Origin of the sequence: Brackiella oedipodis DSM 13743, assembly GCF_000621025.1 — a bacterium.
Lineage (GTDB): Bacteria > Pseudomonadota > Gammaproteobacteria > Burkholderiales > Burkholderiaceae_B > Oligella > Oligella oedipodis.
Window position 1 is genome coordinate 539512 of the sequence record NZ_KK211205.1, and the last position, 13096, is coordinate 552607.

The 13096-nt window shown below is 47.7% G+C and carries 11 protein-coding genes and 1 pseudogene; 6 read left to right on the top strand and 6 right to left on the bottom strand.

The window, feature by feature from the left end; all coding sequences use genetic code 11:
• Positions 1-227 precede the first annotated feature (227 nt).
• Positions 228-1442 (top strand): serine/threonine transporter SstT, encoded by a 1215-nt coding sequence (sstT, locus tag Q335_RS0105830; RefSeq protein WP_038369433.1) that lies wholly within the window; start codon positions 228-230, stop codon positions 1440-1442.
• A 61-nt stretch (positions 1443-1503) separates the two neighbouring features.
• On the opposite strand, the gene nth is transcribed toward sstT, so the two are convergent.
• The 5 genes and pseudogenes from nth to fdxA form a co-directional block, all read right to left on the bottom strand.
• Positions 1504-2190, bottom strand: a complete 687-nt coding sequence (gene nth, locus Q335_RS0105835) for an endonuclease III (RefSeq protein WP_028357826.1) — start codon at positions 2188-2190, stop codon at positions 1504-1506.
• A 12-nt stretch (positions 2191-2202) separates the two neighbouring features.
• Positions 2203-2877 (bottom strand): electron transport complex subunit RsxB, encoded by a 675-nt coding sequence (rsxB, locus tag Q335_RS0105840; protein WP_028357827.1) that lies wholly within the window; start codon positions 2875-2877, stop codon positions 2203-2205.
• A 459-nt stretch (positions 2878-3336) separates the two neighbouring features.
• Positions 3337-4560 (bottom strand): annotated as a pseudogene (locus tag Q335_RS09465) (polyhydroxyalkanoate depolymerase); the annotation flags it as partial.
• A 50-nt stretch (positions 4561-4610) separates the two neighbouring features.
• Entirely contained in the window at positions 4611-5372 is a 762-nt protein-coding gene (locus Q335_RS0105850; protein ID WP_028357828.1) for a ferredoxin--NADP reductase, read from the bottom strand.
• A 65-nt stretch (positions 5373-5437) separates the two neighbouring features.
• Entirely contained in the window at positions 5438-5761 is a 324-nt protein-coding gene (gene fdxA / locus Q335_RS0105855) for a ferredoxin FdxA (protein ID WP_028357829.1), read from the bottom strand.
• Positions 5762-5940: 179 nt separating this feature from the next.
• On the opposite strand from fdxA, the gene pncB reads away from it, so the two are divergent.
• The gene (gene pncB / locus Q335_RS0105860; RefSeq protein ID WP_028357830.1) at positions 5941-7137 is read left to right on the top strand and encodes a nicotinate phosphoribosyltransferase; all 1197 of its coding nucleotides are present in this window, start codon (positions 5941-5943) and stop codon (positions 7135-7137) included.
• Between the two features lie 15 nt (positions 7138-7152).
• Here pncB and Q335_RS0105865 read toward each other — a convergent pair whose 3' ends face one another.
• Positions 7153-7650 (bottom strand): flavodoxin family protein, encoded by a 498-nt coding sequence (locus tag Q335_RS0105865; protein WP_028357831.1) that lies wholly within the window; start codon positions 7648-7650, stop codon positions 7153-7155.
• A gap of 68 nt (positions 7651-7718) precedes the next feature.
• On the opposite strand from Q335_RS0105865, the gene Q335_RS0105870 reads away from it, so the two are divergent.
• The 4 genes from Q335_RS0105870 (at position 7719) to accD (ending at position 13070) form a co-directional block, all read left to right on the top strand.
• On the top strand, positions 7719-10055 hold the full coding sequence (locus Q335_RS0105870) for a RelA/SpoT family protein (RefSeq protein WP_028357832.1): 2337 nt from the start codon (positions 7719-7721) through the stop codon (positions 10053-10055).
• A gap of 91 nt (positions 10056-10146) precedes the next feature.
• The gene (gene trpB / locus Q335_RS0105875) at positions 10147-11361 is read left to right on the top strand and encodes a tryptophan synthase subunit beta (protein ID WP_028357833.1); all 1215 of its coding nucleotides are present in this window, start codon (positions 10147-10149) and stop codon (positions 11359-11361) included.
• Positions 11362-11363: 2 nt separating this feature from the next.
• A complete protein-coding gene (trpA, locus tag Q335_RS0105880; RefSeq protein ID WP_028357834.1) occupies positions 11364-12191 on the top strand; it encodes a tryptophan synthase subunit alpha in 828 nt (275 codons plus the stop codon).
• Between the two features lie 9 nt (positions 12192-12200).
• Positions 12201-13070 (top strand): acetyl-CoA carboxylase, carboxyltransferase subunit beta, encoded by an 870-nt coding sequence (accD, locus tag Q335_RS0105885; protein WP_028357835.1) that lies wholly within the window; start codon positions 12201-12203, stop codon positions 13068-13070.
• The last annotated feature ends 26 nt before the right edge of the window (positions 13071-13096 follow it).

A 13096-nucleotide genomic window follows, 5' to 3' on the forward strand; every position in this document is an offset into this window, starting at 1 on the left:
AGGCAATAACAGAAATCAGTATCGTTGTGGCTAGCGCCAGTAGCCGAAGTGGCGCTATTGATTTTATAAGTCATACACTGGTAATGTTACTTAGGTGTTAACATTAGTCGAAAAATAATGTAACACGTGTAAAAATAGCAACAAGTTGTTTGCAAAGGGTGCTATGTTTTTTAGACAACGCTTTGCTCTGACTTTGCCCAAACGAATAATCTTAAAAGGGGATCTTTATGTTCATAAAACGACTCTGGCATTGGTATACCCATGCGAGTTTAGTGCTGTTAACTGTCATCGGCTTGCTACTTGGTATTGTCGTGGCTTCTATTTCACCGGAGCTCGCTGGCTCGGTGGGCTTATTAGGGAATTTATTTGTAGGTGCGCTCAAAGGGGTGGCACCTATTTTAGTCTTTATTCTTGTGATTTCGGCGATTGCTCAGCATCGAAAGGGCTCACAAATTAATATCCGTGCCATTATTATTTTGTATCTTTTAGGGACCTTCTTTTCTGCGGTAGTGGCAGTTTTTGCAAGTTACATCTTTCCAACGGCCTTAACCTTAGTGGACCAAAACCTAGATAATACGCCGCCAGGCAGTTTGACACAGGTACTCAAGACGCTCTTTATGAATATGGTGGATAATCCTGTGCATGCCTTAGTCGAGGCTAATTACATCGGTATTTTAGTGTGGGCCGTGTTACTGGGATTGACGTTCCGTCATGCCTCTGACGACACAAAAAATGTCTTGGCAGATGCCGCTCAAGCGATTGCGAATGTAGTGACCATTATTGTGCGTTTGGCGCCTTTTGGTGTGTTTGGTATTGTGGCAACCACCATGGCAGAGACGGGCTTTTATGAATTGTATTCTTATTTGCGGATTATTTTAGTACTGGTCGGATGCATGGCCTTTATTGCCTTGATCGTCAATCCTTTATTAGTGTTCTTCTGCCTGCGCCGCAATCCTTATCCATTGGTATTCCAATGCTTGTTTGAAAGTGGTGTGACCGCGTTCTTTGCGCGCAGTTCGGCCGCTAATATCCCTGTCAATATGAATCTTGCCAAAAAACTTGGCGTCAACGAAGACACGTATTCAGTCTCTATTCCTATCGGTGCCAATATTAATATGGGGGGTGCGGCGATTACGATCACCGTGTTAAGTTTGGCGGCGACGTATACCATGGGCATTGATGTGGATATTGGTTCTGCCATCTTACTGAGTTTAATCGCGACCATTGGGGCTTGCGGTGCCTCTGGTGTGCCAGGGGGATCATTATTACTGATTCCGCTAGCATGCAGCCTCTTTGGTATTGATAATGGCACGGCCATGAAGGTGGTGGCAGTTGGCTTTATTATTGGTGTGATCCAGGATTCTTGCGAGACCGCGCTCAATTCCTCCACCGATGTGTTATTTACTGCGGCCGCCGACTTAGGTGCGCGTCAAAAGTCCTAACGAGTATCTAAGTTCAATCTAGATCAGACGCTGCATTTTGACTTATTACGCCGCCCAATGTTTATGAATGTTGGGCGGCTTTGCTATGGCGCTTTGTGGTTTTTTTGGGGGCTATCAGCGGCGTCTTGTGCTTATAGTCACATAGATCCGCAATACCACAACTAGGGCATTTAGGCGTGCGCGCGACACAAACGTAACGGCCATGTAGGATAAGCCAATGGTGCGCGCGCAAAATATATTCCTTAGGAATATAGCGCAAGAGTTTTTGTTCAACCTCAAGCACATTTTTTCCTGGGGCGATGCCGGTGCGGTTAGACACCCTAAAAATATGTGTATCAACCGCCATCGCGGCTTGTCCAAAGGCGACATTAAGAATAACGTTGGCCGTTTTTCGTCCGACGCCTGGTAGGGCTTCGAGGGCTTCGCGGCTAGCAGGCACTTCGCCCTGATAGTCTTGTTGCAGAATCTGCGCCGTCTTAAGAGCGTTTTTGGCCTTATTTTTATAAAGACCAATACTCTTAATGGCTTGCGTAAAGCGCTCAAGACCCATCGCCAGTAAATCCGCGGGGGTTTTGACCGTCAAAAAGACAGGCGCCATGGCCTTATTCACTGACACATCCGTCGCCTGCGCGGACAATAACACCGCGATCAATAACTGAAAATTATTGCTGTACTGTAATTCAGTTTGCGGATTGGGATTCGCTAATGCAAAACGCCGAAAAATTTCTTTGCGTTTCTCTTGATTCATACCCGAGTTGCCTTAAGAGACGTGTTGCCGGCGCGCGCGAGCTCGTGCCAAGGCATTCGCAATCGCCTCTTTACGAGCTTGAGCTGAGTCAATCGCGCTGCTCTCGCTGGGAGTAGGATGGCTAGACGTTGAGCTTGTCGTAGACGCTGCTTGGCTGTGAAGTTTGATACTGGCCTGACGCAAGCGGGCTAATTCCGCATCTTCTTGCGCTTGTAAGCGCTGCAGATGCTGCTGATGGTGAAGGCGAGCTTTGGTCGCATCGGCGCTCGTCCATGTGTCTTTTTCGGCCGCGATCATACTAATACAGTCCACAGGGCAGGGAGCCACGCACAGATCACAGCCGGTACAGGCATCTGCCAAGACCGTATGCATAAATTTATTGGCGCCCAAAATAGCATCGACGGGACAGGCCTGAATACAGAGCGTGCAGCCTATACAGTGTTCTTCATCGATGACCGCCACTTGTAAGGGCTGATGCTCGCCACATTCCTCGGTGTTCAGAGGTAATTCTGGGCGACTTAGCAACTGAGCTAATTGTTTGACGCCTGCTTGGCCACCGGGAGGGCAGCGGTTAATGGCTTCCCCTTGCGCAATGGCTTCGGCATAAGGCAGACAGCCCTGATAGCCGCATTTCGTGCATTGGGTCTGCGGTAACAAGGCGTCTATTTGTAAAACTAAATCAGACATTCGTATGTGTTTACTCCAATGGCTTGAGGTGTCTTGATCCTAAGTTAAATCGGCTTAAAGAGGTTTTTTGTGGCTCGTCTTGAGGGCTTTTTTAGCCACTGATTTACTGCTTTTTTTGCTGGCCGATTTTTGAGTGCTCTTGAAGCTTGAACCGCCTGCACGCTCAGGGTGCGTCTGCGCTCGAGTTGAATGACTGTCTGGCACAGTTTGTACACTTGGATCGTGATCTTGGGACTTATCTGCCGTCCTAGTCGTGGTGGCAGAGGCAGACTCGGTCTGTGTCAAACCAGTGTTTTGTGACGGCTTAGATGCTTGGGTAGCAGTCTCGGTCTCGACATTGGTTTTATCAATAGCGTTATCGGCCATATTCGCCGCATGCTGAGCCGCATGCGTTTTGTGTAGCGCTGCTTGCAATTGCTCACTATCATGAAAGCCCTGACGTAAGTTTTGACCCGCTTGCGCTTGTTCAATAAAGGCTTCCACAGTGGGGAAGACCTCATTGCGCCAACGACTGCCTGAGAAAATCCCATAGTGACCGCTTTTTTCGGCGAGATAGGTTTGTTGATGCTGTAATGGGATTTGCTTACACATGCTATGCGCTGCCATGGTTTGGCCTAAACCCGTAATATCATCAAACTTACCTTCGATCGTCATTAAATACGTATCTTTAATGTTGGCGGGTTCGACTAATTGACCACGTACCTCCCAAATACCACGGGGTAGATGGAACTCTTGGAAGACTTTTTTGATGGTCTCTAAATAAAATTCAGCCGTCAGATCAATCACTGCATTGTATTCATCATAGAATTTGCGGTGCTTTTCGGCTGCCATTTCGTTGCCACGCATCAAGTCTAAGAAGTAATCATACACAGACTTGAGGTGCGAGTCGGGATTCATCGCCACAAACCCCATATGTTGCATAAAGCCCGGATAGACGAGTCGACCAGCCCCTGGATAGCGGCTTGGTACCGGATGGATCATCTGCGTTTCGAACCAACGATAGGACTTAGTGGTCGCAAGACTATTGACCTGACCCGGTGACAAGCGAGTATCTAGCGGACCGCCCATCAAAATCATACTCTTGACTTGATCGTGTTTACCTGCACTCGCAAGTAGCGATACGGCTCCCATGACCGGAACAGTGGCCTGACAAACCGCTTGGATATGTAGATTAGGACCAAGATAGCCAATAAATTCAAGCAAGTACTGGACGTAGTCCGAGAGATCAAATGTGCCTTCGCTAGTAGGGACAATTTGTGCATTGACCCAATCGGTGACATACACATCAAAACTCGATGCCATGGTCTGCACTGTATCACGCAATAGGGTGGCGTTATGACCTGCCAATGGTGCCACGATCAGGACCACAGGATCGCCATCAGGCCGTTTTGATTGTTCGCGTTTGAAATGTAAAAGCTTACAAAATGGCTTGCTAATCGTGGTTTCTATATTGAGTTTGACGGCTTTGCCGTTGATGTGGACTTCATCAAAACCCCATTCTGGTTTTTCGTAGGCGCGGCCAAAGCGATGTAATAATTCAAATCCCGCGGCAATACGACGCGCACTCGGGAGGTAGAAAAAAGGACTTAAGGGATCACTAAAGAGATTGGCGGTGTACTTTGCATAACCGCTCAGAGGTGCCCAAAATTGTTGACCAATATCGTGCATGGCGTAGTAAAGCATGAGATAACCTTTTCGAAAGTTAGTTAGAGGGAAACTACCAATCTAGGGAACTACCAATACTTTTCGGCGGCCAAGGTACCTATATTACCGCGTCTACCTGCTGCAAAACCTTTGTCAGATAATAATTTACGTGCGTCTTTGAGCATTTCTGGGTTACCGCATAACATGACCCGCGCTTGCTCTGGATCCAGTGGATGCCCCGCTAATTGCTCAAGCTTACCATTGCTAATGAGTTCGGTAAGCCGGGCTTGTGGATAATCGAGATGCGCTTGGCGGGTGGCTATGGGTAAATAGACAAAACGCTCAGGCCATTGTTTGGCGGTGCTTTGGATTTGATCCAAATAGGTGAATTCTGCAATCTCTCTGACACCATGGCACAAGATCACGTGATCAAATAATTGCCAGGTTTGAGGGTCTTTGAGTATAGATAAATACGCAGAAAGGCCGGTACCTGTGGCTAATAACCATAGTGTACCACCTTGAGGGAATTGATCGATGGTTAAAAAGCCAAATACCGTTTTATTAATATAGAGCGAGTCACCGACCTGCAATTGTGCTAATTTAGGGCTAAATTGTCCTTCGGGCACCACCACAACATAAAATTCTAAATAGTCGCTATGACTGTCATTGACCATAGAAAAACCACGCCAAATGTCAGGTTCGGTGGCATTTTCGGAGCAAAGACCAATACGCGCAAATTGACCAGGTTTAAATTCAAAATCGGCGTCGCGCGTGGTTCGTATGCTAAATAATTTGCCAGGGATCCATTGATGGATAGCGATGACTTTTTGTTCGGTGTAATTGACAGTCATAAAAATAGCTTTAGTGAGGTGAGGGGCAAGGTGCCTACCTGTACCAAGACGATAGAACTTAGCGCTTAGCGCTCTAAGTATTGCAATTTGTCAGTTTTACCATTCCAATCATCAGCGTCTTCTAGCGGTTCGTGCGAACGGGTAATGGTCGTAAAAGTCGGTGTCAGGTCGGCGTTGATCTGAATAAATTGTTCTTGATCGGCGGGTAAGTCCTCTTCGGCAAAAATCGCATCGGCAGGACATTCCGGCACACAGACGGCACAGTCAATGCATTCGTCGGGGTCAATTACCAAGAAATTAGGCCCTTCTTTGAAACAATCAACTGGGCAAACGTCTACACAATCTGTATATTTACATTTAATACAGTTTTCTGAGACAACATGGGTCATTTCTTACTCCAAAGTGATCAAGCACTAGGCATTCAAGAATCCTAGGATAATCACTAATAAACATATCAGTAGTTACTATAATTTAAACTTATATTTTAACTAATATAATGGTTATTGACCCCAAAAAACCATGCCTTGCTGTAATGTATTCAATTGTTTCATGCACTTTTTAAACGATAATGATTATTAATTCACTTTTAGATACCGACTTGTATAAATTCAGTATGATGCAGGTAACCTTGCATCATTTCCCAGGAGCACAAGTCGAATACAAGTTCAAATGTCGCACACCCAACGTCAATTTGCGGCCATTTATTGCGCAGATTCGCGAAGAAATATCGCATTTATGCACCTTGCATTTCACCGAAGACGAGTTGGCATATTTGCGTAGCTTGCGCTTTATCAAAAGTGATTTTGTCGATTTTTTGGGTTTATTTCATCTCCCCGAAAAATGCATTACCGTCACCGAAGGTGAAGCCGACAATGAAATTGCCATTACTGTCAAGGGGCCGTGGCTACATACCATTATGTTCGAGATCCCGGTCTTAGCGATTGTCAACGAGGTCTACACTCGCAATACCTATCCCGATCAGGACTTTGACGAGGCCCGACATCGTCTCCAACAAAAGATCAAACTCGTACATGAACTGGACGTACCGGGCGGTTTTAAGTTTGTTGACTATGGTACCCGTCGCCGTTTCTCCAGAGCCTGGCATGAAGAAGTCATTAAGACGCTGGTTGAGCAGGGCCAACCGGCGTTTTTGGGCACCAGTAATGTCTTGCTGGCCAAAAACTACAAAACCGTCCCCATGGGATCGATGGCGCACGAATACTTACAGGCGTGTCAAGCCTTGGGGCCACGTTTGCGCGACTCTCAGACGTTTGCCCTCGAAAAATGGGCGATGGAATATCGAGGTGACTTAGGGATTGCGCTCTCAGACGTCTATGGCTTTGATGCCTTCTTGCGTGACTTCGATATGTATTTTTGTAAGCTTTTTGATGGTTGCCGTCATGACTCTGGCGATCCATTTGAGTGGGGCGAAAAACTCATCGAGCACTACCAAAAAAATCGCGTTGATCCACGCCAAAAATCCTTTATTTTCTCAGATGGTCTGGATTTTCCATTGGCTGCACAGATCGCCAAACAATTCGCTGGTCGCTGCAAGGTCTCATTTGGCATCGGTACTAATTTAACCAATGATGTCGGCCCCGAGGCGCTACAAATCGTCATGAAAATGGTTCGTTGTAATGGTCAACCCGTCGCCAAGATTTCCGATGAACCCAACAAGACCATGTGTGACGACGAAGAATACCTTCAGTATTTACGTTATGTCTTCGATGTACCGGATGCCAAACGACCGCCACTTCGTCCCTAAGTCAACGGTTTTGAGCTAGAGCCAGGCATAAAGTGTAGCGCCTACTTCGGCCGCCTGCGCTTTTTGGGAGGGTGTGAGTATCTTGGGCGCGAGAATCTCTGCTGCATGCTGACTATGCGTATTGATAATCAGATGAGGCACTTGCAGTTGTAGGCGCCAGCCTTGGCAAATACGCTGTGCTTGCCGGCAAGCGCCAGTCCCATCAGAGCCAGCCGTAATGATAAGCCCATATTCGCGGCCTTCAATTTGTCCCAATAGCGGATAATACAAGCGATCAAAGAGCTCCTTCATGGTGCCACTTAAGGCCGCGAGATTTTCTGGCGCACAAAATAAATAACTGCTGGCCTGTAACATATCGCTAGCGTCGACTTGGCTCGCCTCTAGACATCGTACTTGGTGCTCGTTCTGCAGTTCTTGTCGACAAGCCAAGGCGGCCTCATAGGCCGCTTGCGCAGCCGCCTTAGCCGCACCTGTGCGACTATGGTAAATAATCAGCAATGTTTTTTTCGTCATATTTTAATTTGCGAGACAATGCAAAAAGTTAGAATATAGAGAGTAGTCAGACAAAGGTTCGTGTCAGTATGGTGCAACATAATAACCAACAAACTCAATATCACTTTAGCGCAGAATGGTTTAAGAATGTCAGCCAAAATTTAGATCATGCCGAGAAGCAAGCGCTCAAGGAGGCCGTCGATTGGGCCGAACCCCTTATGAATAATGAGTTTATCTACACCAAAGAGCCGTGCATTCGGCACGCTACCGGTGTCGTCAATATTCTGGCCTCACTGCAAATGGACGTGATTTCGTTTATTGCAGCGATTGTGGCCACCTTGCCAAGTGGTCAATCCAGTCCCAATCAACAACAATCTTTTCGCGACGAAATCATCGAGCGCTTCGGTCTCGAAGTCTATAACTTGGTTGAGGGGGGACGCGCCCTCATCAAAGTAGGGGCCGCTACCAGTTATGCCGATAACGCCACCCCCGAACAAGGTAAAACCCAGCAAGAAATGCAACGCAAAATGCTCTTAGCCATGGCGGCGGATCTGCGTATTGTCTTGATCCGCTTGGCCTCGCGCCTACAGAGTCTACGTTGGTATAGCGAGAGTAAATTACCATGCCCTCGCATCGTCGCCGAACAGACGCGTTTTATATATGCCCCCTTAGCTAATCGGCTGGGTATTTGGCAAATCAAATGGGAACTTGAAGATCTGGCTTTTCGATTTACCGAACCCGATATTTATCACGATATTGCCCATAAGCTCGAGAGCAAACGCATTGAGCGCGAGCGTATGGTGGCTGATTTTATGCAAAGTCTCGAAAAAAACTTAGAGGATTTGCATATCAAAGCCGATATTGCAGGACGCGCCAAGCATATATATAGCATTTACAACAAAATGCAAAATAAAAACCTCAAGTTTGAGCAGTTATACGACCTGTTGGCGATTCGTATTATCGTGGCCAACGAAAGGGATTGCTATAGTGCTTTGGCCATGGTGCATTCACACTGGACACCGGTCATCGACGAATTCGACGATTACATCGCGCGCCCTAAACCCAATGGTTACCGTTCTTTGCACACGGTGGTGCAAGATGATCAAGGGCGTAATTTTGAGGTGCAGATTCGTACGCAACAAATGCATGAGTTTGCCGAATATGGTATGGCAGCGCATTGGCGCTACAAGGAGTCAGGCGCTAAGGGTGGTCAGACCACCGCCTCTAGCTTGTATGATCGACAGATTTCATGGATGCGGCAATTATTAACTTGGCGCAAAGAAGTAGGCGTAGAGAGTAAAGACGATCTCGAAAAGCAGATTCAGCAAGCAGAAAATCGTAGCCAAAGCAATGCTAGTCATGCAGAATCAGGGAACTCCGCCGTTCAGGCGGCGACAGCAGCACAGCCACGCACCAAGCCGAAACCATCGGCAGGGCGGATATACGTGCTCACACCGCAAGCCAAGGTCATGGAATTGCCCGAAGGAAGTACAGCACTCGATTTTGCCTATTACCTGCATACTGACTTAGGACATCGATGCCGAGGGGCTAAGGTCGATGGCCACCTTATTGCCCTGAACACGCCGCTTAAGACTGGTCAAACCGTCGAAATCGTCGCGGCCAAATCGGGAGGTCCTTCGCGAGATTGGCTAAATCCGCAGTTGGGCTATTTGGGCAGTCCACGAGCACGCGCCAAAGTTCGCCTCTGGTTCAATGCCATCGAATTACAGTTGCGCATCAACAGCGGTCAAGAGCAGGTCGAAAAAGAATTGCAGCGCCTAGGTAAGACGGCCATTAATTTAGAACAACTGGCAGAAAAACTCGGCTTTGCACGCACCGATGATTTTTATGTAGCGGTAGCAAAAGACGAATTTAGCTTACGCAATATTGCGCGTGTTCTTAAGGAACCTGAGTCCCCAGAAGAGAGCGATGAGGTTGAGGAACACGTCTGGCAAATCAACCAACAAAAACCCACCACTCAAAACAAAAATGGCGTCTTAGTGGTTGGGGTCGATTCACTCATGACGCAGTTGGCGCGATGCTGCTTGCCCGCTCCTCCAGATGCCATTAGTGGCTTTGTCACGCGTGGTCGAGGTGTTTCTATTCACCGCCAGAATTGTAGTGCACTCAAGGTACTCAAACAAAAGCATCCAGAGCGTATTATCGAAGTGAGTTGGGGCGATACAGGCGATACCGTGTATCCTGTGCAAATTCAGGTGGTGGCTCAAGATCGCAAAGGTTTGTTGCGCGATATGATTGAGATTTTTTCTAAGATCAAGATCAACATGATTGGCACGCATACTCAAACGAAGCAAACCACCGCCTACCTCGAATTTACCGTCGAAATTACTGACGGTGAGCAACTACGCAAAGCTATTGCCTCGATCTTGAAAATTCCTGACGTTATCTCAGCGAAACGTGCCTAACTTAGGTAAAATAAGCGATTAGCTTTATAACGAACTCGTTACCAGTGCATAAGTTGACGCACACACTACAAACACGCTTGAAGGCATAAACATGGCAGACAAATACCAATACCCCGATGAGAGGGGTCACTTTGGGCAGTATGGTGGCAAATTTATTTCAGAGACTTTGGCACATGCCATAGAGGAATTGCGCCAAGGTTTTAATAAATACAAGGACGATCCAGAATTTCAGCGAGAATATGCTTATGAGCTTAAGCATTTTGTAGGTCGTCCAAGTCCTGTTTATTACGCCAAAAATTGGTCAAAAAAGCTTGGCGGTGCACAAATCTGGTTCAAACGTGAGGATCTCAATCATACCGGTGCCCACAAAGTAAACAACTGTATTGGTCAGATTCTATTGGCTAAACGCATGGGCAAAACTCGGATTATTGCCGAGACGGGCGCTGGTCAACACGGCGTGGCCACAGCGACCGTAGCGGCGCGTTATGGACTTGAGTGTGTCGTGTATATGGGTAGCGAAGATGTACGTCGTCAAGCCAGTAACGTTTATCGTATGCGTCTTTTAGGCGCCAAGGTCGTACCCGTAGAATCAGGTTCCAAAACCCTCAAAGACGCACTCAATGAAGCTATGCGCGATTGGGTCGCCAATGTGGATGATACTTTTTATATTATTGGCACGGTGGCCGGTCCAGCACCTTACCCTGAAATGGTGCGTGATTTCCAAAAAATCATTGGTCTCGAGTGTATCGAGCAAATGCCGCAAGAAGCAGGTAAACAACCGGATTATGTGATTGCCTGTGTAGGTGGCGGTTCGAATGCCATGGGGATTTTTTATCCTTACATTGATTACCCCGAAGTCAAACTGGTCGGTGTTGAGGCCGGCGGTCAAGGGATCGATACTCCGTATCATGCAGCTTCAATCAACCGTGGTCAGGTCGGGGTATTACACGGCAACCGTACCATGGTCATGCAAGATGAGGATGGTCAAGTCATGCACACGCATTCGATCTCCGCAGGCTTGGATTACCCTGGCGTAGGTCCTGAGCATGTCTGGCTCAAAGAGCTTCAGCGCGCTGAATACCAAGTGATTAACGATGATAAGGCGCTCCAAGCCTTCCATGATTGTTGTCGTCTCGAGGGCATCATCCCGGCACTAGAATCAGCCCATGCCTTGGCCTATGCCGCGGAACTCGCGCCGCAATTGTCTAACAATCAAATTATCTTAGTCAATCTTTCAGGTCGTGGTGACAAAGACATGCATACCGTTGCCGAATATAGTCATATTGATTTAGATAGCGAGGTATAACCATGTCAATTCAACGCATTCAAGAGGCGTTTACTGCATGTGGCCAACGCGCCGCGCTGATCCCTTATATCTCTTGTGGTGACCCTAATGCCGAAACGACGATTGCGCTTATGCATGCGTTGGTCAAGGCTGGGGCTGATATTCTCGAGTTAGGGATCCCATTTAGTGATCCTATGGCCGATGGCCCCGTCATTCAAGCCGCTGGTGAGCGTGCACTGGCTGCTGGCATGACCCTCAAAGGGGTGTTGCAGGTCGTAGCAGAGTTTCGTCAACAAGACCAAAAAACACCAGTGGTCTTAATGGGATACGCGAATTCTATCGAGGCCATGGGACAAGCGCAGTTTGCACAAGCGGCGGCACAAGCCGGGGTTGATGGCGTACTGGTCGTAGACTATCCACCCGAAGAATATGGCGACTTCAAAGAGATGCTGCAGCAAGCTGATATTTCGCCTATTTTCTTATTGACACCCACCTCTACAGACGAGCGCATCAAACAAGTAGCACAACTTGCCAGTGGTTATCTGTACTATGTCTCACTCAAGGGGGTCACAGGGGCTGCAACTCTAAATATCGAAGAAGTTCAACAGCGCGTTGAACACATCAAACACTATTGCAATATTCCAGTCGGTGTCGGTTTTGGTATACGTGATGCTGCTAGCGCCAAATCGATTGCTACCAGTGCCGATGCCGTCGTGATCGGTAGTAAGCTAATCCAGACCTTACACCAGGCTGTGGGTGACTCTGCCGTAACGGGCGTGCAGCATGAGGCCGTGGCGGCTGCCGCCGCTTGGCTTGCCGAGATACGTCAGGGTCTAGAAACCATTCGTTAAAGGATTATCATGAGCTGGTTAGACAAAATTTTACCACCACGAATTAACAAAACTGAAGGCAATAATCGTCGCGTCCCCGAGGGTGTTTGGGTCAAATGTCCTGGATGTGACTCTGCACTTTATAGTGATGAGCTCAATAGTACGCAGCATGTATGTCCTAAATGCGGTTTTCATATGCGCTTAAGCGCTCGTCAACGCATCGACTATTTACTTGACCCAGAGGGTAGGGTAGAAATTGGTGCCGATCTACGTTCAGCCGATCCACTCAAATTTAAAGATTCTCGCAAATATCCAGAACGCGTCGCTGAAGCCGTCAAAAAAACCGAAGAGACAGACGCTTTAGTTGTCGTGAGCGGTCATATTATGGCCATGCCGGCGACTGTGGCTGCCTTTGAGTTTGGTTTCATGGGGGGCTCTATGGGCTCTGTGGTGGGTGAACGCTTTGTACGTGGCGTCGAATATGCAATCGAGAACCGCACGGCCTTTGTATGTGTCGCTGCGTCAGGCGGCGCGCGTATGCAAGAGAGTTTATTTTCTTTGATGCAAATGGCCAAAACAACGGCGATGTTAACGCGCCTCTCCAAAAACGGCCTACCGTTTATTAGCGTGCTTACTGATCCTACCATGGGGGGGGTGTCTGCGAGTTTCGCATTTATGGGCGATGTCGTCATGGCTGAGCCCAAAGCACTAATTGGTTTTGCGGGACCACGCGTGATTGAGCAGACTGTGCGCGAGCAATTGCCAGAGGGCTTTCAACGTGCCGAATTCTTGCTCGAAAAAGGCGCGCTAGATATGGTGGTCGAACGCCAAGATATGCGTAGCGAAATTGCTCATCTCATCGGTATTTTGACGCGTCAAAACTTAGAGAATGTTCAATAATGGTCACTCATTGATTTGAAAAAAAC

Bases quoted from the DNA above. Each gene is read 5' to 3' on its own strand.
- accD (WP_028357835.1), top strand. From the start codon at position 12,201: ATGAGCTGGTTAGACAAAATTTTACCACCACGAATTAACAAAACTGAA.
- Q335_RS0105850 (WP_028357828.1), bottom strand. From the start codon at position 5,372: ATGACTGTCAATTACACCGAACAAAAAGTCATCGCTATCCATCAATGG.
- fdxA (WP_028357829.1), bottom strand. From the start codon at position 5,761: ATGACCCATGTTGTCTCAGAAAACTGTATTAAATGTAAATATACAGAT.
- Q335_RS0105870 (WP_028357832.1), top strand. From the start codon at position 7,719: ATGGTGCAACATAATAACCAACAAACTCAATATCACTTTAGCGCAGAA.
- pncB (WP_028357830.1), top strand. From the start codon at position 5,941: ATGATTATTAATTCACTTTTAGATACCGACTTGTATAAATTCAGTATG.
- Q335_RS0105865 (WP_028357831.1), bottom strand. From the start codon at position 7,650: ATGACGAAAAAAACATTGCTGATTATTTACCATAGTCGCACAGGTGCG.
- trpB (WP_028357833.1), top strand. From the start codon at position 10,147: ATGGCAGACAAATACCAATACCCCGATGAGAGGGGTCACTTTGGGCAG.
- rsxB (WP_028357827.1), bottom strand. From the start codon at position 2,877: ATGTCTGATTTAGTTTTACAAATAGACGCCTTGTTACCGCAGACCCAA.
- trpA (WP_028357834.1), top strand. From the start codon at position 11,364: ATGTCAATTCAACGCATTCAAGAGGCGTTTACTGCATGTGGCCAACGC.
- sstT (WP_038369433.1), top strand. From the start codon at position 228: ATGTTCATAAAACGACTCTGGCATTGGTATACCCATGCGAGTTTAGTG.
- nth (WP_028357826.1), bottom strand. From the start codon at position 2,190: ATGAATCAAGAGAAACGCAAAGAAATTTTTCGGCGTTTTGCATTAGCG.